This window comes from Myxococcus guangdongensis (genome assembly GCF_024198255.1).
In the GTDB taxonomy this organism is placed as follows: Bacteria; Myxococcota; Myxococcia; order Myxococcales; family Myxococcaceae; genus Myxococcus; species Myxococcus guangdongensis.
This window is the reverse complement of the sequence record NZ_JAJVKW010000002.1, coordinates 949,820-970,395: the sequence shown is the minus strand read 5'-3', so window position 1 is coordinate 970,395 and position 20,576 is coordinate 949,820. Positions and strand designations below refer to the sequence as shown.

Below are 20,576 nucleotides of genomic sequence, written 5' to 3'. Positions count from 1 at the left end.
TCGACGCTACCGCATGGGTGCCGTGTACGCGAAAAGGGACGCTGGGAACGGTTTGGGGGCGTCCCGGCGTACAGTAGGGACTCGGGGAGGATGCATGACAGAGCGGTTGCGACGCCGTCCATGGCTGACGGGGGGCCTGGTGGTGTTCCTGCTGGCGGGCCTGTGGGCCTTCACGGACTGGGACGTGTGCGTGTCCACGTGGATGCTGCGAGGCGTGAAGCTCGCGCGCTGCCCGGCGGGGACGCTGCGTCAGACGGTGAGCCTGGGTGCACAGGGACTCGGTCGGAACCTCTCCGGCGAGGTCTTCGCGTGGGTGGACGCGCACGGCGTCGACTCGCGGGGCGCGCGGATGACGGCGCGGGTGCGGCGCGGCTCGGTGGAGTTGTTCCTGGTGGACGCCGAGGGCAAGCAGACGCCGCTGACGCCCGAGAAGGACGGCCCCTGGAAGCGCGACGACGGTGAGGTGTCGCGAGCCACGGTGAAGCTGCCCGACGTGCCGGATGGTGACTACCGGCTGCGCGCCCGCCTCTCCACGCCGCTGGGCGAGGACACGGTGGAGATGCCGCTGCCGCTCTATGCGCCCGCGGTGGCGCACGTGCTGACGGACCGGCCGTTGTATGAGCCGGGCAACGAGGTGCGCTTCCGCGCTGTCGTGTTGCGCGCGAAGGACCTGGCTCCGCTGGATGGGCGGCCCGGGACGTGGTTCCTGAAGGACCCCTCGGGCGAGGTGGTGCTCGAGGAGCGCGCCCCCGCGGGGCCGTGGGGCGTGGTGGCGGGAGGCTTCCCGTTGGACCGCGGCGCGCCCACCGGACAGTGGACGGTGGAGTGGGCGAGCGGTGAGGCGGTGGCCCGCGCGCAGTTCACGGTGAAGCCGTTCACCCTGCCGCGCTTCCGCGTGGAGGCGCAGAGCTTGCGGCCCTACTGGCGCGCGGGTGACGTGCCCCAGGTGGAGGGACAGGTGGTGTACGCGTCTGGCGCGCCGGTGGCGGACGCGGAGGTGGAGCTGACGTGGGAGGTCTCGGGCGCGTGGCCGCCGCCTCCCGAGTGGAGCGCGGGCGGGTTGCCGGGCCAGGCGCGCACGGACAAGGCGGGCCGCTTCCAGGTGACGCTGCCGCGCGTGCCGGAGGACCTGCGGGGCCAGGCGCGGCTGTCGGCGAGCGTGGTGGCGAAGGACGCGGCGGGTGACCGGGTCGCGAGCGGCGTGTCGCTGCTGCTGTCGGAGGACGCGCTCGCGGTGTCCTCGGTGACGGAGCTGGAGGACGGGTTGGTGGAGGGCTTCAGCAACCGCGTGTACCTGCGCGCCACCACGCCGGACGGACGGGTGCTGCCGGGCGCGGAGCTGACGGTGACGCGCGCGTGGGATTCCCAGGACGAGGGCGTGCGGGGCGTGACGGACGAGGACGGCGTGGCGGCGTTCCAGCTGGACCCGGGCCCGCCCGTCAACGTGGTGGTGCCGCCGATGCCGGTGCGCCGCCCGCCGCCGACGCCCTCGGTGACGCTGACGGAGGTGCGCAGCCTCTTGGAGGAGGACGGCGAGGAGTCGCTCCAGGACCGCGTCGCGGTGGAGGCCTGGCTGCCCGCGTTCTTCCCGTGCGCGCGCTTCGTGCTGCCGGAGGACTCGGTGCGCGAGGTGCCGCTGGCGGCGCGCGTGGGCGCGGGGGGCGCGGTGGTGGACGTGGTGGGCGCGAGCGACGCGCTCTCCCGGTGTCTGGCCCAGGCGGTGCGCACGCGCACGCTGCCGGCGGGGCGTGAGCGGATGCTGTCGCTGAGCCTCGAGGTGCGGGACCCGGGGCTGCCGTGGCTGGAGCTGGAGGTGAATCCGGCCTTCGGCACCGCGACGGCGTTGATGGAGGCGCTCGGCGAGGCGTCCCGGGATGCGCGGGCCTGTGTGCCCTCGACGCAGTCCACGAGCAGCCTGTTCCCCCTGGCGCTGGGCTGGCGGTTGGGCGCCAAGGGCGCGCTGACGACGTCCTGGTCCTCGCGGCCCTGGGTGGAGCGCACGCTGGGGGTGTCCACGGTGGCGTGCATCCAGGAGCGCTTCTCGCGACTGAAGGCCTCCGCTTCCGGTGAGGACACGGGGCTGGAGGCCATGGGCATCGTCAACCTCGTCGTCCACCCCGCCGGAGGTGAGGGCGAGGACGACGGCGAGGGACAGGCCACCACCTTCCTGGGCTACGAGCTGAAGGTGGCCGCGACGGTGGAGGGCAAGCCGGTGGGCGACACGAAGTGGCTGCTGCGCCCGGCGAGCCTGCCGCCCTTCCGCCTGCGCGCGACGCCGGTGCTGGCGCGCGGTGGCGAGGAGGTGCGCATCGACCTGATGCGAGGCCCATCCTTCCAGGGCAAGCTGCCCGAGGAGCTGCGGCTCCAGGCTGGCAAGCAGACGCTGGTGACGAAGCTGGAGAAGGGCGCCACCTCGGCGCGCTTCCGGTTGCCGGAGGACTTCGAGGGCTGGGCGGAGGCCGAGTGGGAGGGGACGCGGGCGCGGGTGTACGTGGCGCCGCGCGCGCGGCTGTCCGTGGAGGTGTCGCCGGAGAAGCCGGCGTATGCGCCGGGCGATTTGGCGCGGCTGCTCGTGCGCACGCGGGTGGATGGGAAGGACGGCTCGGCGGCGGTGGGCCTGGTCGGCGTGGACGAGACGCTGGGGCAGCTGGTGCCGCTGCCGGGTGGGGACGCGCTGTCGAGCCTGCGTCCCTCTCCGTCGGTGTCCTCGCCCGCCTTCGGGGTGCTGGATGGCGTGGCGCTGGCGCAGGGGCGCATCCGGGGCTCCAACGCGGCCGCCGCGGCGCTGCTGCGGGTCAGCTCGGTGCCCACGCTGGTGGACACGGAGACGCGGGTGCGGGGCCTGAAGGTGAGCGAGTTCGACCCGGACGTGGAGCTGACCGAGCCCTTCTACGCGGTGCTCGCGGAGCTGCACGCGCGGGTGCGCGAGTGGGAGGAGAAGGCGCCCGAGGGGGAGACGCTGGCGCCCGAGGGCCTGGCGAAGCTGTGGGCCCAGGCGCTGTCGGCCTGCGAGGCGCGCGGCGAGAAGGTGACGGATGCGTATGGTCAGCGACTGCGGTTGTCGCGGCTGCCCCAGGCGCTGCTGGAGCTGACGGACCCGCGCGCGGTGGTGTCGCGCGGGACGCGGCTGCCGGAGGACGTGGAGAACTGGAACGCGTGGGTTGCCCGGGAGGCGCCATGAAGCGCACGGTCATCGTCGGAGTGGTGGGCTTCATCGCGGGCGTGGTGGCGGTGTTCTTGGTGCTCTTCGCCGCGCAGCCGCTGATGCGCTCGTCGGCGGACGCGCTGGCCGGCTCGTTCAACGAGGTCCGGCTGGTGGACAGGGACGAGTCCATTCATGCGTTGAAGGCCCAGGCCGCGGCGCCGATGGAGGCAGTGGCAGAGCCGATGATGGAGGAGGCGGAGGGCGGCGGTGGACCGGGCGCCGTGGCCATCGGCGGCATGGATGATGGCTTCTTCGGCAAGAAGAAGGGCGCTTCGCGAGGCGGCCCGACGAAGGACGAGGCCAAGCCCCAGGACGAGGGTGCGCCGAGCCGCGCCTGGTTCCCCGAGACGTTCCTCTTCGAGCCGCTGGTGGTGACGGACGACTCGGGCGCCGCGACGCTCCCGGTGCGCGTGCCGGACCGGCTCACCCGCTGGCGGGTGCTGGCGCTGGCGCACTCTCGCTCGGGCGCGCAGGCGGGTGCTGTCACGAGCTTCGCGGGCACGCTGCCCACGTACGTGGACCCGGTGGTGCCGGCCTTCCTGCGCGCGGGAGACACCGCGCGGGTGCCGGTGCAGGTGGTGAACACCACGGAGTCCGCCGTGGAGGCGCCGCTGAAGGTGGCCGTGACGGGCGCGGTGGTGGAGGGCGGCCTTCGCACCGTGCGCGTGCCGGCCCGGGGCAGCGTGGTGGAGTACGTGACGGTGCGCGTCGCGGGCCCCGGGCCCGTCGCGGTGCGCGCGGCGCTGGGGGACGCGGACAGCGTGGAGCGTCCGCTGGATGTCTGGCCCACGGGACGTCCGGTGGTGCAGACGCGCAGCGGCACGCTGGCCACGCCGCGCACGCTGTCGCTCACGGGCCCCGCGGACGCGCAGGAGGGCAGTGAGCGCGTGCGGCTGCAGGTGTACCCGGGTGGGCTCGGCGTGCTGCGCTCGGAGCTGTCGTCGGCGGGCGGGCGCGCGAGCGTGGAGGACGTGGCGCACGCGCTGCTGCTGGCGGGCAAGGCGCCCGAGCTGCTCACGGCGCTGGGCGAGCCCGACGCGGCGAAGGCGGTGCGCTCCGCGCTCTCGCCGAGCCATGGCCGGGTGGCGATGCCTCCGGAGTCCTCGGGCGGGCTGGTGGACGCGGAGTCGATTCGCGTCCTGGTGGCGCAGGCCACGCAGCGCGCGCTGCGGATGTCGCGCACGCCGGACGTGGTGGCGGGGACGCTGCTGGTGGAGGGCGCGCTCGCGCATCCGGACAACCCGGTGCTGGCGCGGCTGGGCGAGCGGCTCGCGGGCTGGGTGGCGCAGGCGCAGCGGCCGGATGGTACGTGCCAGGGCGGTGATGGCTGGACGCTCCAGCGGCTGCTGGTGGCCACGGCGGACTGCGCGCGCGCGGTGGTGGCGGCGTCGGGGAGCCCCGCGGGAGCCCGGCGCGCCTCGCGCTTCACGGCGCTGGCGGAGGGCGCGCTGGAGCGCAACCGCGCGCACGTGAAGGACGGCTATACTGCGGCGGCGCTGCTCTCGAGTGGCGTCGTGAAGGGCTCGCTGCGGGAGGCGCTGCGGGCGCAGGTGCGCGACGCGCTGAAGAAGCGCGAGGACGGCTCCGTGTACCTGCCGGTGGAGTCCGGCGTGGTGGCGGCCAACGGCGAGTCCCCCACCGAGGCCGAGGCCACCGCGCTGGCGGTGCTGGGCCTGGAGGGTGACCCCCAGGCGCCCCTGGCGGACCTGGGCGCGTCGCTCCTGTCCGGCTACGCGCCGTCCACCGGCTGGGGCAACGGCCGCGCGAACCGGCTGGCGCTGAGGGCCGTGGTGTCGCTCTTCAAGGAGCCCCTGCCCGCGCGGGTGCGGGTGGTGCTGGAGCGCGACGGCCAGGCCGTGACGGAGGGCACCTACGACGCGAAGGCGCTGCGCGAGGTGCTGGTGATGGAGGCCCCGGCGACGGGCTCGGCCGGCGCGCATGCGTGGACGGTGCGCGCGGAGCCGGCGGTGCCGGGACTGGGCTTCGCGCTGGCGCTGTCCGCCGCGGTGCCGTGGGCGAAGGAGGACTCGCGAGGACTGGAGCTGGCGGTGGCCTCGCCCCGTGAGGCGAAGGTGGGCCAGCCGGTGGAGGTGACGTTGCAGGCGACCACGCCCTCGGGCCTCGCGCTGGAGCTGCGGCACGGGTTGCCGGCGGGCGCGCAGGTGGACGCGGCGAGCCTGGATGCCCTGGTGGCCTCTGGCAGCGTGTCCTCCTGGACGTCGGAGGACGGCGCGGTGACGTTGAAGCTGCCGCCGCGCGGTCCGGGGACGCCCTTCCAGGCGCGCTTGCGCGTCATCCCCACGCTGGCGGGCACGCTCCAGACGGGCGCGTCGTCGCTGCGCGTGGTGGCGCGGCCGGACCTGGTCTCCTACGTCCCCCCCGCCACCTGGGCGGTGCGCTGAGCGCGGTGTCCGCGTCGACTCCCGGCCCCGGGCCTCAGGGGCTGGGGCCATGGGGTGGGGGGGCCTGCCAGGAGGTGGGGCCCTGCACGTCAGGGCATGCGGGCCGCTTCCACTGGGAATCCCGTCGCGCCGTGCGGAGAATACAGGAGCGTCACGGCGGCGGCGGCGGGCCGGGGCAGGCCTCGTCAGCGGTTCTTCACGGGTGGCACCATGGAGCTCGACGGCGCGGAGAGAGACGAGTTGCTGCTGGCGCTGCTGGGGGCCTTCCCCTCGGTGGAGGAGCTGCGTCGGGTGGTGGCCAATGTCTGCCACCGCGACTTGGAGTTGCTCGTGCCCAAGGGGGGCCCGAGGGAGCGGGCGTCGGGGCTCATCCTCCGCGCGGAGTCGGAGGGGTGGACGCGGGAGCTGGTGACGGGCATGCACGGCGCCCAGCCGCGCCACCCGCGCTTGAATCGCTTCATGCAAGGCTACCTCGCGTCGGTGCAGCGCAGCGTCCCGCGCCGCAGCCTGGAGCGCATCGTCGGCCCGGTGTGGGAGCAGGGCGCGGCCGACGGGTGGCGCAAGCGCCTGTCCGCCATCGAGCGGCGCGTGTGTCGGGTGGAGCCCGTGGTGGGGGCCTCGCTGGGCACGGGCTTCCTGGTGTCGCGCGACGTGGTGCTCACCAACTTCCATGTCATCGAGAACCGGCTCCTGGAGTCGTTGCGCGTGCGCTTCGACCACAAGGTGCTGCCGGACCGGACGCTCTTGCAGCCGGGCAAGCAGTACGCGGTGAAGCGCTGCATCGCGCGCAGCCCGTACAGCCCCGCGGACCTGATGCACCCGCGTCCGAGGGAGGCGACGGTGGGCGAGCTCGACTACGCCTTCCTCCAGGTGGAGGGCGCGCCCGGTGACGAGCGGGTGGAGGACGCGCCGAGGGGCTGGTTGGAGTTGCCCGAGGAGCGCACGCCCCTCATCCCCGGCCAGCTGGCGCTCATCGTCCAGCACCCGGAGGGGCAGCCGATGAGCGTGGCGCTCGACGAGTTCCTGGGCGTCAACGCCTCGCGCACGCGGGTGTCCTATCGGACGTCCACGAGCCCGGGCTCCTCGGGGGCGCCCTGCTTCACGCAGGACCTGCGGCTCGTCGCGCTGCATCACAGCGGCGGGCCGCGCATGCCGTCCGCGACCGGTCACAACGAGGGCATCCCCACGGACACCATCCGCCATGGGCTGTCCCCGGAGGTGAAGGCGCTGCTCGGCTGGACGTGAGGGCGGGCGCGAACTGGAGGCGGGGGGCGCGCCTGTTATCGTCGGTGGATGTTCGTCCTCGATGCCCGCTTCCTCCGTGGTCGGGGCTCCTGCTTCCTGGCCCTGCTCGTGTGGCTCGTCACGCCGTGGCATGGCGCGAGCGCCCAGTCGCGGCTCCGCGTGGCGGGCGCCACGGCCAGCAACGAGGTGAAGCTGCGCACGACGTCGGAGGACTTCCGCGCGGTGCTGCGCGTGGACCTGTTGTCGCCTCCCTCCGTGGACGCGGGCGTGGAGGACGGGTTGCCCGGCGGCGTGACGGTGCTGGTGGATCCGCTCCAGGCGAGCGACGGCTCCCAGGTGGCGCTGACGGCGGTGGTGCGCGAGACGGCCTCGGCTGACGCGGGCGTGGCGCCGTTGTCCCCGCGCTCGCCGCTGCACGTGGAGGTGTCCGGGAGGCTGCCGGCGGCGGGGGATTACACGGGGCAGGTGGTGCTGGTGCACGCGGGTGGGCGGGAGACGACGTCGCTCCTCGTCACGCGGGTGCAGGCGGTGCCCGCGGTGCAGTTCGTGGCGACGTCGCCCGCGGTGGCCGCGCCGGGGTGGGGCTTCGGCGTGGTGGACGCGACGGTGCGCCTGCCGTTCAAGGAGACGGCGGGGGTGACGGGCGAGGTGTCGGTGCCGAGGCTGCTCCAGCTCGCGCACAAGGCGCCGGACCTGGGGGCCACGCTGGTGCAGCCGCGCTTCGGTGGCGCGGACTTCTGGTTGGAGGGTGGGGGGAAGGATGGGAGGGATTTGGACCTGGCCACGGTGGAGGGCGTCACGGTGGCGGCGAATGGCAGTGGCACGCTGTTGATGCGGTTGAAGGGGCTGGATGGGCCGGGCGAGTACACGGGCACGGTGCGCATGGCGGTGCCGCAGGGCGTGGCGGTGGAGCAGCCCTTCACGGTGTGGGTGAGGACGCCGTGGTTGTGGGGGGCGCTGCTCATCGCGGCGGGCGCGGTGTCGTCGTATGGCGTGCGGTTGTACACGCAGAGCATCCGGCCGAGGGCGCAGCAGCTCCAGCGGGCGCGGGTGCTGCGGCGGCGGATGAGCGTGTTGTTGGAGGGGCAGGAGGAGGACGCGCGCAAGGTGGGCTTGGAGGTGCGTGGGCGCATCGACGCGCTCATCTCGCGCATCCGCTCGCCGGTGAGGGGTGGCCGGGTGGCGGACGGGGAGCTCTCGCGGGTGGAGTCCGAGCTGCGGCTGTACGAGGCGTGGCGGGGCTGTTCGCGCGAGCTGCGGGCGCTTCCGGCGGAGATGCGCCCCGAGTCGGCGAGCGCGGCGCTGGAGGAGGCGGAGACGTCGCTGCGGATGGGCACGGTGCCGGCGGAGCGACTGGAGGAGCAGCTCAAGGTGCTGCGCGGGCAGAACGTGCAGGAGCTGGCGCGGGCGGGGTTGAAGGCGAAGCTGGAGGAGTTGGAGGCGCAGGCGCGAGCACTGGCGCAGAAGTTGGGGGAGGACAGCCTGGGGTTCCGGCTCACGTACGAGTTGTTGCCGTTGCTGCAGGACGTGAGGGCGCGGTTGGGGCAGGGGGACGTGGCGACGGCGCGGCAGCAGTTCGAGATGGCGCGTCGCTCGTACTTCGATGTCCTGTGCGCGGAGTTGTCACAGGCGGTGGCGTCGCCGCGCAATCCCCGGGGCTTCTCGCTGGAGGAGTGGCGGGAGCTGACGTCGGATGTGAAGGAGCGGTTGAAGCAGGCGCGGGCGCGCGCGGACGTGAACGTGGATGAGGGCTTCCGGCTGTACCAGGGGGCGTACGCGCACTACGTGCGGCGGTTGTTGTTGGAGCTTCGTGGCGCGGTGGAGGAGGCGCGCAGCACGGCGACGGAGGGGCAGAAGGCGGACCTGGACGCGGCGGAGGCGAAGCTGCGCGAGGCGATGCTGGCGCTGGCGGCGGAGTCGCCGCACGAGGCCTCGGCGAGGTATCGCGAGGCGAGGGATGCGCTCCATCGCGCGCAGACGGGACAGGTGCGTCTACGGATTGCCGGGTTGCGCGCGGAGGTGTCGCGCAAGCGGGGGGAGGCGGAGGGCGAGGGGCAGTTGCACGAGCTGGGTCACATCCAGGCGTTGCTGAACGAGGCGGAGCTGGCGCTGACGCCGGAGACGTTGCAGGACGCGGAGTACAAGGCGGACAAGGCGCAGCTGGCGTTGGAGGGGTATCCGAGCTCCCAGGGGGTCGGCATGGGACGACCGGGGATTCCGATGCCGTTCGTGGAGCGGGGCTCGTCGCCGTCATTGCCCGAGGTGCCCTCGGCGAGTGCGCCCACGGGAGGCAGCCTGCCCGCGTTGCCGGAGGCGCCCGTGGGGGCGGAGGACGCGGGCGGGGCGCTGGGGGAGTTGGAGGGGATGCCGTTGCCGTCGGCGCGCCACCTGTGGCTGGTGGAGCTGGCGATGTTGGTGTTGCTGACGGGCGTGGCGGTGGTGCTGGGGCTTCAGTTGCTCAATGTCTTCTCACCGACGTGGGGAGGCTTTGGCGCGGGGATGACGGCGTTCCTGTGGGGCTTCGGCTTGCATCAAGTGGGCAACGCCAGCTTCGAGGGACTCGCGGGCCTGTTGACCCGAGTGGACCGCCGAGGCGGCGCGAGCGCGGGCGGGGAGTCCTGACAGACGGGGTCAGACTTCTTCGAACTCAGCGCCGGTGACCTTGGCTCGCTCCAGGGCGGTCTTGATGTCCTCGGAGACGATGAGCGCGACGGGCCAGCCCCAGGTGCGGAACACCTTGGCGTCACCGACCCGTGTCGGGTCGAGCTTCATGCCGAAGACGCTGCGGTACTGGCCGAGCATGTCGGGCCGGTCATCCTCCGGCTTCCAATAGAGGACGTCCTCCGTCGCCGCGTCGTCGATGCAGCGGACAAGCCGCGTGGCGACGAGAATGACGTACTCGTCGGCACAGCCCGCGATGTCCACGGGGAGCAGTTGAACGTCCCCAGGTGCAAGCTCCGCGAAGAGGGTTGCTACTCTGACATGAATGACGGGAGTCATGCTGACGCCCGCCAGGCTGAAGTCACGTCGTTTCCCAGCTTCCTGCAGGGGGATCGTCAGTCGGCCATGCGTCTTGGTGGGCCGCCCCGATGTAAACTCCCAGAGGTCATCCGGTTCCTGTCCCCGTTCGTCTAGCGGAGTCCCGAGGTACCAATTGCCAGCCTGAACATGCTCAGCGAGCCTGAAGTAACGAGAGCGCTTCGGCATGGTGGACGACCTGACGACCTCATTTTCGTTGAGTCAGAAGCCTGTGGAGATACGAACCTGGGGTCTGGGCGTCCTTGCCGAGAAGCGTCAGTTCGCTTGCGAGTCGCTTCCGGCAATCTACCATCCTCCGGCAGTTCCCCAATGCCCTCGCCAGTCGCTCCATCACGAACCGATGATATCGCTCGGGATGAGGCCCCTTGTGGCCAACGACCTCGACGATGTTCTCGGGGTCCTTGAGCTTCATCCCGGCCCGTTGGAAGAGCTCACGGAACCGCGGTGTCCACGGACCACCGCGCGCGGTGGAGACGTCGTTCTTGTTCGTGGCGATGTGGTGACGCTCGCTCCTGCCTCGCATCCCCTGGCTCGCCATGGCGACGGCGTTGGGCGCGAGCGCGATGGTGAAGCCCTCAGAGGTCAGGGCAACGGACCGCACACCACTGACGGCGGCGTACTGGAAGCCCGCCTGGGTCTCCACGGCGAGTGCCGCTGGCGCGGAGGCAGGTAGCCGCGTCGAACTGGCGGCGAGCCCGGCGGTGTTTCCGATGGCGACCGTCGCCAGCATCACGAAGACGCGCGCCGCGTTCTCCCCGAGCACCTCGCCGTAGGCTTGTCCCGCAGCGTCGATTTGCTCGAAGCGGGTGGCCTGGTCCACCTCCCGCACCAGCATCAGCCAGCCATCCAGCAGCCGCCACACCGTGTCCACGCCGAGGTAGGCAATGGCGAGAGCGGTCAACGTCGCCGCAACACCTTTCGAGATCGGCTCGGGGAGAGACCAGAGCAGGAGGTACATCGTGACCGAGGCCGTCAAGGTCGCCATGACGGCGCCCGGGTCCGTCATGTCCTCCAGTGCCTCAGCGGTCTCATCCCAAACGGAGTCCATGGCGATGGCCAAGGCCCAGACGTATTTGCCATCACTGGCCAGTAGCGGGCCCTCGTCCAGGAGATGCAGGCAGTCTCCGGGCCGGTCCTTGACTTCGCACCAGTGGCCATAGGAGCGCGTCAGTGCATCATCCGCGTAGGACTCCAGCAGGCGGGGTCCATCTACGTCATCCCGCTGGGGGATGAGTCGCGCTGGGCGCTGCTCGAACCGATAGACTCCGCTGCGCGACGGCACGCCAAAGAGTTCTCGTGCCTCCTGCAACGGATGGCGGAAACGGCGCACGTCGCGGGCCAGTTCGGTGAGCGCCTCTTCATATTCGTCATCCTCGACTTCGGCTGCGGACAGTTCCGCGCCAGGTGCTTCGTGCGGAGTGACGACGAAGGAATCGAGCTCCGTGTCCAGCCGGACGACCCGGCTTGTCGTACATCCTGTGACCATCATCAGGAGGAGCAACGAAGCCATCTGGTGCGCGGCCATGAAGTCTCCCCAGCGAGAGTCCTGCGGCCTGCGATGAGTATCGTGAAGGGCTGACAACGTTCAGACGCCCCCCAACTGTTGAGGTTCCGCGAACGCAGGCCCCGGACATCGATGTCTCTACCCCTCGGGTGGTATGGCCGGTCATGGGGCTCCACTCGATGCTGGTGTGAATCATTGCTGGAAGGGGGCCCTGTATGACCGGGTGGTGTCTGCTGCTCCTGGCTGTTGCGTTCGCGGAGTTCATTGCGATCTCCGTCCTTGTCGGGCTGAAGAAGGATGCGGAGGCAACGCTTCGTTCGGTGAAGGATGAGAGCGAGCGGCAGCTCTCCACCCTGCGTGAGCGCAATCGCGTGCTCGAGAAGTACCAGGGAATCATCGACGTGGAAGCCCACGTGGTGACGATACGCGCCGAGGCCCAGAAGAAAGCGGACGCGGTCCTGGCGAGCGCTTCGGAGGATTCAGTGTCCCTGCTGAGCCGGGCCGACGCTGACGCCGCTGCGATTCGCAAGCGCGCCGACGCAGTCCTCGCGGATGCGAGCGGTGAGGCCAGTCGGCTCATCGAATCGGCGAGCAAGCGCGCACAGGAGATCGCCGGAGAGGCCTTCACGGCCATCCAGAAAGCAAAGCAACTGGAACAGACCGCCACGGCGATGCGCAACGTCATCGAGGGATACGGAGATCGCTACCTCGTTCCCTCTTACGGCGTGCTCGATGAGTTGGGAGAGCAGTTCGGCTTCACCGACGCCGGTGCCAGGCTCAAGACCGCCCGAGAGAAGATGCGCTCGATGATTCGCACCGGCAAGGCGGCCACCTGCAACTACGCGGAGGCCCATCGCCGCGCCACCGCCATCGAGTTTGTCCTCGACGCCTTCAACGGCAAGGTGGACTCCATCCTCGCGGACGTCCGCCACGACAACCACGGCACGCTCTCACAGAAGGTCCGCGATGCCTTCAGTGTCGTGAACCACAACGGGCAGGCCTTCCGTGAGGCGCGAATCCAGCAGGACTACCTGAACGTGCGCCTCGATGAACTCAAGTGGGCCGTGGTGGTCAACGAGCTGAAGTTGAAGGAACGCGAGGAGCAGCGGCTCATCAAGGAGCGCATCCGCGAGGAGGAGAAGGCCCAGCGGGAGTTCGAGCGCGCACTGCGTGAGGCCGAGAAGGAAGAAGACGTCCTCCGCAAGGCGATGGAGAAGGCCCGAGGCGAGTTCGAGAAGGCAGGGGACGCGCAGAAGGCCAAGTATGAAGAGAAGCTCGCCGAACTCGCCCTGAAGCTCCAGGAGGCGGAGGAGAAGAACAAGCGAGCCCTCTCCATGGCCCAGCAGACGAAGACGGGCCACGTCTACGTCATCTCCAACATCGGCTCCTTCGGCGAAGATGTCTTCAAGGTCGGACTCACCCGTCGGCTGGAGCCGCTTGACCGCATCCGGGAGCTGGGGGACGCGAGCGTGCCCTTCGAGTTCGACGTGCACGCCCTCATCCACAGCGAGGACGCGCCGTCCCTCGAACGCGAGCTGCACAAGCGCTTCGTCCGAGCCCAGGTCAACAAGGTCAACCCCCGGAAGGAGTTCTTCCGCGTCGCGCTCAGCGACATCCGACAGGTCGTCGACGAGATGGGCCTGCAGACCCAGTGGACGATGACCTCCGAGGCCCGGGAGTACCGGGAGACGCAGGCCGTCGAGCGCTCCATGCAGAGCCAGTCCTTCGAGGAGAGCGCCTGGCTCAAGAAGCAGCTCGAGGCTCAGGACACCATGCGCCTCGAAGCCACCCGTGGCGCCGAGCTCGCGGGGTGACGCTCCCGCGCCCCGGCTACGGCGCCGGCAGCGGCTGCCAGTTCGGGTCGGGCCAGACGAACGGATTGCCGCCCTGGCCCGGGCTCGCGTTGCCGAAGTAGCGCCGGCAGCCCTCGGTGTTCCCCGGCTCCCCCCGAGACTCCCAGAAGCCCTGACACACCTCGGCGGAGATGCGCACGCGGCAGTCCGCCATCGTCCGCTCGCCTGCGTTCGGCTGCGCGTAGTACGCACTCACGAAGTTCCACGCGATGCGCTGGAGCGCCTGGACCGTGGCGGCGTTCGCGCCCGTGGGGCCCGCGGCCCCCTCGGGCGAGGACCGGAACACGGCGGCATGGTGCACCGTGGCCATGAAATACGAGCCCAGGTTCGTCAGGTGGACGTTGTCGCTGAAGAGCACGTTGAGTCGCTGTGACGTCGTCCCCGTGATTCCCGGCACTTCACCCGCGATGACCCGCTCCACCAAGTCGACCAGCGCCGCTCCGCCCGGAAGCGCACGCACCCGGTCCGTCCGTCCCGCGGCCTGCAAAGTGAGGTTCACCTTCGAAGACACACACTCCCATGCCACCCGGGCGTTCTTCTCATAGGCAATCCACCGCGAGGGGTTGGCCTTATCGATGTCCAACCACGTGTGATAGAAATACGTGACGGCTTGTGGGTTCCCGGCGATCAACCGGTCATGGAAGTGCCGCAGATAGCCGACGGTGTTCTCCCACTCGATGGTGCCCAGCAGGTCGTGTCGCTCAGTGATGAGCAGGGTGTCGTACTTCTCTCCCGTGCCCAGCGTCCGGGGTGACAACAGTTCCTGGACCACGTCCATGTCGGAGCCCTCGCGGTTCTTCCCGGTGCGATACCCCTCCCAGTTCCTGTTGCCCCAGGTCCGCACCCGGAGGGGGGAGCCAATCACATTCTGCTGGTTCCACTTGGAGTCCTTGCCCTTGCTCGCGGCGATGTCCGCGAAGTGGTCGGGCATGGGGTTGTCGAGCAGGCTGTGTCCGGAGAAGAAGACCCGGGCGCTCGTGATGGGCGCCGCGTCAGGTCCGCCCGCATCCGGAACCCCAGCATCCAGTGTCCCCGCGTCCGGAGTCCCCGCGTCACCCGGACCGGAGTCCGGCGCGCCCCCGTCCGGCGGCTGTGTGCCCGAATCCACGGCATCGGGCGGGTCCTTCATGATGTTGCTCTCGCCACATGCCAGTCCGAAGGAGACAGATAGCAGGGCGCACAAGCCCCAACGCGATGCATTCATGGTCCAGGCCCTCATCCCGCGAATGGGACCTCTCTAGCGCGGGCCCGAAAGGGAAGTCAGTACGTCAGCCGGCCAGTCTGCCTTGCAATACTTCGAGTGCGGGTTCGTAATGCCTGACGTCCGCACCGACGCGGACGGCACGGGAGACTCGATGAAGAACCTGCGATGGCTGATGTGCGCGGTGGCGCTGTCTGTCGTTGGCTGTGGTCCTGTCCCGGAGGAGGAGACGCTCTCCGAAGAGGCGTCCGAGGGTCAGGTGTCCCAGGCGGCCGTGACGTGCACGGAGACCTGGGGGACGTGCAACGTGGGGCGGTGCGAGCTGGGCGCGCTCGACCGGTTCCAGATTCTCACCACGACGTGTTGTGACGCGAACGGCGCCTGTACCACCACGCGCAAGCGCATCTGCGGCTGCTGACGGCTTCACGGCTCCCGGTCCACCCCCGTCACGGTGGACCGGAGCCTTGCGTCCTACCGACGCCGGTCCTGGATGGTCTTGAAGACGATGCGGTCCAGCAGGCCCGGAGTGAAGAGCTTGAGGTACTGGCCCACCTTGCCCTTGGGGGTCATCACCACCTCGCGCTCGCGCCGGTCCATGGCGCGCAGGATGATGGCCACGCAGGTGGCCACGTCCATGTTGTTGCCCTCGCTCTCGTCATGCGCGCTCACCTGGAGCGGCTTGCCGTCCTTGCCCAGCGCGTTGGCGCGCACGTTGGTGGACACGAAGCCGGGGCACACCACCGTGACATCCACCCCCGTGCCCATCAGCTCCACGCGCAGCGAGTCGAAGAACCCGTGCATCGCGTGCTTGCTCGCCGCGTAGCCCGTGCGCGTGGGCACACCCGTCTTCCCCGTCAGCGACGAGATCGCCACCAACAACCCGCGCCGCGACTTCAGCGAGGGCAGCGCGGCGTGCGTGCAGTACACCGCGCCCAGGTAGTTGATGCGCATCAGCCGCTCGAAGATGCCCAGGTCCGTGATGTCCTCGAACTTCGCGTCCATGGAGATGCCCGCGTTGTTGACGAGCACGTCCACGCCGCCGAAGACCTCCACCGCCTTCGCCACCATCCGCCGGCACGCCTCCGGCTCTCCCACGTCCGTGGCCACCGCCACGGCCTTGCCGCCGGCCGCCTCGCAGCGCTGCTTCACCCGCTGGAGCGCGTCCTCGCTCCGGGCCGCCAGCACCAGGTTCGCGCCCCGCGCCGCCAGCGCCACCGACAGCTCCTCGCCGATGCCCATGGAGGCACCCGTCACGACCACACACTTGCCTTGCATGGCCCGCATTCTCACCGCGTGGGAGGCGGCCCGTCGAGGCCGCCTGCTCCGGGTCCTACACCCGCGCACAGAGGATTCAGATCGCCCGTAAATCATCCGGGTGACACTTCCTGGAGCCCCCGGTGTTCCAGTCGCGCCAACGCTTTTCATGAGGGGAAGGAACACCATGTCGTCCATCGCGGTCATCGCCCAGGCTCACGCGGAGAACCTCGGGTGGCTCAGCAGCAAGCTGCTCGGCTTCACGCTCACCTCCGCCGAGTGGGTGCTCTGGATTCTGGTGTGCCTGTCGGTGCTGTCCATCGGCATCATGCTGGAGCGCGCGGTGTACTTCGCCCGGTACCGGCTGGCGGACTCGGAGGCGCTCGCGGTGCGCCTGGCGCGCGGCGAGCACGAGGCGGTGCGCGTGGCCATCCAGGGCAAGCGCGGCATGGAGGCCGCCATCATCCGCGAGGGCCTGGCCTCCAGCGAGCAAGGCGCCGACACCGTGGAGCAGGTGATTGCGTCCACCATGGCGCGCGAGCGTCCCCAGTACGAGCGCTTCCTGTCCTTCCTGGGCACGCTGGGCAACAACGCGCCCTTCATCGGCCTGTTCGGCACGGTGCTCGGCATCATCAAGGCGTTCAATGATTTGGGCGCCACCAACGTGAAGGGCGCGGCCATCCAGCAGACCGTCATGGGCGGCATCTCCGAGGCGCTCGTCGCCACGGCGGTGGGCCTGGCCGTCGCGATTCCCGCCGTCGTCGCGTTCAACGTCTTCAACCGTCAGCTCAAGACGCTCACCAGTCGCGCCAACGCCCTGGGCCACGCCCTGGTCGGCAGCCTGCGCGCGGAGGCTCGCTAGCCATGGCCGGAGGAGCGCAGGAGAACGAAGAGGAAATCACGGGCATCAACGTCACGCCGCTGGTGGACGTGGTGCTGGTGCTGCTCATCATCTTCATGGTGACGGCGAACTTCATCGTCCGCGAGACGGTGGAGGTGGACCTGCCCCGCGCGGCCAACGGCGGCGAGACGGTGCAGGGCCTGGTCAACGTCGTGCTCGACAAGGAGGGCAAGCTCTACTTCGACGGCGCGCCCGTCACCGAGCCGGAGCTGTCCGCCAAGGTCGCGGAGGCCGTGGCCAAGGACAAGGACACGCGCGCCATCATCAGCGCCGACCAGACCATCGCCTACGGACAGGTGATGCGCCTCATCGACACGGTGAAGGGTCAGGGCATCGCGAAGTTCGCCCTCAACATCGAGAAGGACGCCGCGCCCGCGCCGCGGGGCTGACGTGAAGGCCATGAGTACGAGCGCGCTCGACAGTGATTTCGTCCTCCCTCGCAGGGGCGGCAACGGGTTGTTCGTGGGGTTCGTCGCGGGCTCGCTCGTGTTGCACGGGTTGGGGTTGGTGGTGCTGCACACCCGTCCTCCCGAGCGCACCGCGCCGCAGCGGCCCGTGGAGTTGGTGATGGTGGAGGTGGCGAAGCCGCCGCCTCCTCCGCCCGAGGTGAAGGAGGAGCCCAAGCCCGAGCCGCCTCCGCCGCCCAAGGTGCGCCTGAAGCCTCCGCCGGTGAAGGTGGCCCAGGCCTCCAGGCCCCTGCCGCCTCCGCCCCAGGAGGCGCCGCCGCCCCCCAACGAGACGCCGCCTCCGAGCGCGAAGCCCGCGCCGTTGGTGGTGGGCATGTCGATGTCCTCCACCACCAGCGCCGGGGGCTTCGCGGCCCCGGTGGGCAACACGCTCTACGGTCGCACCGCCGACAAGGCCAAGGCGCCGCAAGAGGTGAAGACCTACAGCGCGCCGAAGTACACGCCCATCTACCAGGTGGACCGTGAGCCGCAGCTCGCCAGCGAGGTGAAGGTCCCCTATCCCGAGGAGGCGCGCAGGCTGGGCGTCGAGGGCACGGTGACGCTGTCCATCACCATCGACCCGGAGGGCCGCGTCGTGAACGCGCGGGTGCTCAACGGGCCGGGGCACGGACTGGAGGAGGCCGCGCGCAACGCCATCCTCCGCTTCCGCTTCCGTCCCGCCTTCAAGGGCGGCGAGGCCGTGTCCACCGAGATGAAGTACGCCTATACCTTCCTGCTCGATTGAAACCCCGCTCCGCGCGAGAGCCCACACCCCGTCTCCACGTCCCTGCTCCTGAAAGACTTATGTCCTCGAATGTGAATGCCCGCGCCGCGCTCGCCGCCGCCTCCCTGTGGGTGGCGACTCCGGTGCTCGCCCAGGCGCCCACGCCTCCGGCCCCGGGCACGGAAGCCGCGGCGCAGCCCCAAATCACCAAGCCGCCCGCGCTGGTGCAGCCCGTGGAGGCCGTGTATCCGCCGGAGGCGCTCGCCCAGGGCCTCACCGCCTCGGTGCGCCTCATCATCACCATCGCCGAGGACGGCAGCGTCTCCGACGTGCAGCCCACCGAGCCCGCGGGCCACGGCTTCGACGAGGCCGCGCTCGCCGCCGTGCGCCAGTTCCGCTTCTCGCCCGCCGAGGTCGACGGTGTCCCCGCGCCCGTGCAGGTCGAGTACGTCTACCACTTCACCCTCACCGAGAAGGCCCCCGCGGAGGGCGCCGCCACCGAGGAGGCCGAGCGGCCCAAGGCCGTCCTCACCGGTCAGCTCATCTCGCGCGGCAGCCGCTCGCGCGTGGCGGGCGCCACCGTGCGCTGCGGCGACGATGCGGACGCGACGGAGGCCGTGTCGGACGTGGACGGCCGCTTCACCCTCGAGGTCCCGCCGGGGGAGTGCGCGGTGCGCGTCGTCGCCTCCGGCTATCAGCTCTACCAGACGAAGGAGACGCTGAAGGAGAACGAGACCACGGAGGTGAACTTCTATCTGGCCCCGGCTGGGAGCGCCTTCGAGACGGTGGTGCGCTCGGACCGCCCGAAGAAGGAAGTGGTCCGCCGCACGGTGACGCGCGAGGAGGCGCAGAAGACGCCGGGCACCTTCGGTGACCCCATCCGCGTCCTCCAGACGCTGCCCGGTGTCGCGCGCGCGCCGTTCATCTCCGGTGACTTGCTGGTGCGCGGCTCCAACCCGGGCCAGACGGCGACGCTGATGGACGGGGTGCGCATCCCCAACCTCTTCCACCTGCTCGGCGGCCCGTCGGTGGTGAACGCGGAGTTCATCGACTCGCTCGACTTCTTCCCGGGCGGCTACGGCAGCCAGTACGGGCGCGCGGTGGGCGGTGTGGTGGACGTGACCACGCGCAAGGGCGCGGCGGACACGGTGCACGGCTCGGTGAAGGTGGACCTGCTCGACGCGGGCTTCTTCCTCGAGGCGCCCATCACCGAGGGCATCAGCGTGGCGGCGTCCGCGCGGCGCTCGTACATCGACACGATTCTCCCCGCGGTGCTGCCCAAGGACGAGGGCACCACGCTCTCCATCGTCCCGGTGTACTGGGACTACCAGCTCCGGTTGGACTTCGGCGCCCCGCGCGGCTCCACCCCGGAGCCCGGCGCCGCGCGCAGCACCGGCTACGTCATGGCCTTCGGCAGTGACGACAAGCTGCGCCTCGTCACCGGCGGCGAGGAGTCGTCCGCGGACATCGAGCTGAACACGCACACGCGCTTCCACCGCGTGAAGGGCGACTGGACGTACCGCAAGGGCAACTTCAGCTCCGTCTTCACGCCGTACGTGGGCGTGGACTACTTCGACATCTCCTTCGGCAACTACGTCGAGGACGACACCATCTACTCGCTGGGCGCGCGCGAGGTGATGGCCCTGGACGTCTCCTCGCTGCTCACCGTGCGCACGGGCCTGGACGTCTACTTCGACCACGTGAAGATCGACGTGCAGGCCCCGTCCGTGGGCGGCGCCGAGTACGTGCCCTTCCCGGGCGCGGAACCCGTCTCGGAGCTCATCTACGAGAAGCGCACCATCAACGGCTTCGACGGCGCGCTCTTCGCGGAGGCGGACCTGAAGCTCGGCCCCGTCACCATCACTCCGGGCGTGCGCGGCAACTTCCAGAAGGTGGGCGGCACGCGCAACTTCCTGTTGGACCCGCGCCTGTGGGTCCGCTACGGGTTCAGCGAGCGCACCGCCTTCAAGGGCTCGCTCGGCCTCTACAGCCAGCCGGCGGACACCTTCCAGTTCGTCTTCGCCCCGTACGGCAACCCGCTGCTCGGCTACCAGCGCGCCTTCCAGTCCAGCCTCGGCGTGGAGCAGCGCATCACCGACGTGTGGAACGTGGACGTCACGGGCTTCTTCAACCGCCGCTTCGAGAACGTGGTGTCCCCCGGCGACGTGCGCCCCTCGGACAACGGCAGCTTCGTCCAGGACCGCTTCGTCAACATGGGCATCGGCAAGGCGTACGGCGTGGAGCTCATGGTGAAGAAGGAGCGCGCCTCCGCCACCGACAAGTGGTACGGCTGGCTGTCGTATACCCTCAGCCACGCCGAGGACGGCCGCGCGGGCCTCAAGCCCCGCGCCGAGGGCCCCCTGGGAGACGGCGGCCTGCCGGGTGTGGGCGAGGAGACCTACGGCCCCAGCCCCTGGGACCAGACGCACATCCTCACGCTGGTGGCCAACTACGTGCTCGGCAACGGCTGGGAGCTGGGTGGGCGCTTCCGCCTCACCACGGGCCGCCCGGTGACGCCGCTGGTGCACCCGCATGACATCTACAACTCGGACTCGAACAACTATTCGCCGTCGTACGGGCGCTATCTCTCCGGGCGGGCCTCGAGCTTCCATCAGCTCGACGTGCGCGTGGAGAAGGGCTGGCGCTTCGACAACTGGACGCTCGCGCTCTACCTGGACGTCCAGAACCTCTACAACGCGGAGAACGTCGAGTTCGTCTTCAACGACTACCGCTACCGCAAGGAGATGGAGATTCCCGGCATCCCCATCCTCCCCGTGCTGGGCGTGAAAGGGAGCTTCTGAC

At 70.3% G+C, this 20,576-nt stretch carries 14 protein-coding genes; 10 read left to right on the top strand and 4 right to left on the bottom strand.

From position 1 onward, the window contains the following. Positions 1 to 94: 94 nt before the first annotated feature. The 4 genes from LXT21_RS08735 (at position 95) to LXT21_RS08720 (ending at position 9,474) form a co-directional block, all read left to right on the top strand. Complete coding sequence (locus tag LXT21_RS08735) at positions 95 to 3,181, top strand: MG2 domain-containing protein (protein WP_254037623.1); 3,087 nt, start codon at positions 95 to 97, stop codon at positions 3,179 to 3,181. Next, positions 3,178 to 5,607 carry an alpha-2-macroglobulin family protein gene (locus LXT21_RS08730; protein ID WP_254037622.1) on the top strand — a complete coding sequence of 810 codons (2,430 nt, stop codon included), beginning with the start codon at positions 3,178 to 3,180 and terminating at the stop codon, positions 5,605 to 5,607. The genes LXT21_RS08735 and LXT21_RS08730 overlap by 4 nt, the downstream gene beginning before the upstream one ends. 210 nt (positions 5,608 to 5,817) lie before the next feature. Beyond that, positions 5,818 to 6,852 (top strand): trypsin-like peptidase domain-containing protein, encoded by a 1,035-nt coding sequence (locus LXT21_RS08725; protein ID WP_254037621.1) that lies wholly within the window; start codon positions 5,818 to 5,820, stop codon positions 6,850 to 6,852. A 48-nt stretch (positions 6,853 to 6,900) separates the two neighbouring features. Beyond that, the gene (locus LXT21_RS08720; protein WP_254037620.1) at positions 6,901 to 9,474 is read left to right on the top strand and encodes a coiled-coil domain-containing protein; all 2,574 of its coding nucleotides are present in this window, start codon (positions 6,901 to 6,903) and stop codon (positions 9,472 to 9,474) included. A 9-nt stretch (positions 9,475 to 9,483) separates the two neighbouring features. Here the strand turns inward: LXT21_RS08720 and LXT21_RS08715 are convergent, their stop codons facing one another. Both LXT21_RS08715 and LXT21_RS08710 read right to left on the bottom strand, forming a co-directional pair. Next, complete coding sequence (locus LXT21_RS08715; protein ID WP_254037619.1) at positions 9,484 to 10,059, bottom strand: imm11 family protein; 576 nt, start codon at positions 10,057 to 10,059, stop codon at positions 9,484 to 9,486. 19 nt (positions 10,060 to 10,078) lie between these two features. Then, positions 10,079 to 11,416, bottom strand: a complete 1,338-nt coding sequence (locus LXT21_RS08710; RefSeq protein ID WP_254037618.1) for an AHH domain-containing protein — start codon at positions 11,414 to 11,416, stop codon at positions 10,079 to 10,081. A gap of 299 nt (positions 11,417 to 11,715) precedes the next feature. On the opposite strand from LXT21_RS08710, the gene LXT21_RS08705 reads away from it, so the two are divergent. Then, positions 11,716 to 13,209, top strand: coding sequence for a DUF4041 domain-containing protein (locus tag LXT21_RS08705; protein WP_254037617.1), 1,494 nt, complete (start codon positions 11,716 to 11,718; stop codon positions 13,207 to 13,209). Between the two features lie 16 nt (positions 13,210 to 13,225). On the opposite strand, the gene LXT21_RS08700 is transcribed toward LXT21_RS08705, so the two are convergent. After that, positions 13,226 to 14,377, bottom strand: a complete 1,152-nt coding sequence (locus tag LXT21_RS08700; RefSeq protein ID WP_256571480.1) for a hypothetical protein — start codon at positions 14,375 to 14,377, stop codon at positions 13,226 to 13,228. A gap of 184 nt (positions 14,378 to 14,561) precedes the next feature. Here LXT21_RS08700 and LXT21_RS08695 point away from each other — a divergent pair, with 184 nt between their 5' ends. Continuing rightward, positions 14,562 to 14,867 (top strand): hypothetical protein, encoded by a 306-nt coding sequence (locus tag LXT21_RS08695; protein WP_254037616.1) that lies wholly within the window; start codon positions 14,562 to 14,564, stop codon positions 14,865 to 14,867. Positions 14,868 to 14,920: 53 nt separating this feature from the next. Here LXT21_RS08695 and LXT21_RS08690 read toward each other — a convergent pair whose 3' ends face one another. Next, complete coding sequence (locus LXT21_RS08690) at positions 14,921 to 15,733, bottom strand: SDR family oxidoreductase (RefSeq protein ID WP_254037615.1); 813 nt, start codon at positions 15,731 to 15,733, stop codon at positions 14,921 to 14,923. Positions 15,734 to 15,890: 157 nt separating this feature from the next. Between LXT21_RS08690 and LXT21_RS08685 the strand changes: the two genes are divergently transcribed. From LXT21_RS08685 to LXT21_RS08670, 4 genes are read left to right on the top strand one after another with little or no spacing between them, the layout of a single operon-like run. Then, positions 15,891 to 16,565, top strand: coding sequence for a MotA/TolQ/ExbB proton channel family protein (locus tag LXT21_RS08685; RefSeq protein ID WP_254037614.1), 675 nt, complete (start codon positions 15,891 to 15,893; stop codon positions 16,563 to 16,565). A gap of 2 nt (positions 16,566 to 16,567) precedes the next feature. After that, positions 16,568 to 16,993, top strand: coding sequence for an ExbD/TolR family protein (locus LXT21_RS08680; protein ID WP_046710966.1), 426 nt, complete (start codon positions 16,568 to 16,570; stop codon positions 16,991 to 16,993). Positions 16,994 to 17,003: 10 nt separating this feature from the next. Further along, the gene (locus tag LXT21_RS08675; protein WP_254037613.1) at positions 17,004 to 17,795 is read left to right on the top strand and encodes an energy transducer TonB; all 792 of its coding nucleotides are present in this window, start codon (positions 17,004 to 17,006) and stop codon (positions 17,793 to 17,795) included. Positions 17,796 to 17,854: 59 nt separating this feature from the next. Further along, positions 17,855 to 20,575, top strand: a complete 2,721-nt coding sequence (locus tag LXT21_RS08670; protein ID WP_254037612.1) for a TonB-dependent receptor — start codon at positions 17,855 to 17,857, stop codon at positions 20,573 to 20,575. Position 20,576 lies beyond the last annotated feature (1 nt).

Coding starts and splice junctions, on each gene's coding strand:
- LXT21_RS08685 (WP_254037614.1), top strand. CDS start 15,891: ATGTCGTCCATCGCGGTCATCGCCCAGGCTCACGCGGAGAACCTCGGG.
- LXT21_RS08675 (WP_254037613.1), top strand. CDS start 17,004: ATGAGTACGAGCGCGCTCGACAGTGATTTCGTCCTCCCTCGCAGGGGC.
- LXT21_RS08700 (WP_256571480.1), bottom strand. CDS start 14,377: ATGAAGGACCCGCCCGATGCCGTGGATTCGGGCACACAGCCGCCGGAC.
- LXT21_RS08680 (WP_046710966.1), top strand. CDS start 16,568: ATGGCCGGAGGAGCGCAGGAGAACGAAGAGGAAATCACGGGCATCAAC.
- LXT21_RS08695 (WP_254037616.1), top strand. CDS start 14,562: ATGCCTGACGTCCGCACCGACGCGGACGGCACGGGAGACTCGATGAAG.
- LXT21_RS08710 (WP_254037618.1), bottom strand. CDS start 11,416: ATGGCCGCGCACCAGATGGCTTCGTTGCTCCTCCTGATGATGGTCACA.
- LXT21_RS08670 (WP_254037612.1), top strand. CDS start 17,855: ATGTCCTCGAATGTGAATGCCCGCGCCGCGCTCGCCGCCGCCTCCCTG.
- LXT21_RS08720 (WP_254037620.1), top strand. CDS start 6,901: ATGTTCGTCCTCGATGCCCGCTTCCTCCGTGGTCGGGGCTCCTGCTTC.
- LXT21_RS08730 (WP_254037622.1), top strand. CDS start 3,178: ATGAAGCGCACGGTCATCGTCGGAGTGGTGGGCTTCATCGCGGGCGTG.
- LXT21_RS08690 (WP_254037615.1), bottom strand. CDS start 15,733: ATGCGGGCCATGCAAGGCAAGTGTGTGGTCGTGACGGGTGCCTCCATG.
- LXT21_RS08715 (WP_254037619.1), bottom strand. CDS start 10,059: ATGCCGAAGCGCTCTCGTTACTTCAGGCTCGCTGAGCATGTTCAGGCT.
- LXT21_RS08735 (WP_254037623.1), top strand. CDS start 95: ATGACAGAGCGGTTGCGACGCCGTCCATGGCTGACGGGGGGCCTGGTG.
- LXT21_RS08725 (WP_254037621.1), top strand. CDS start 5,818: ATGGAGCTCGACGGCGCGGAGAGAGACGAGTTGCTGCTGGCGCTGCTG.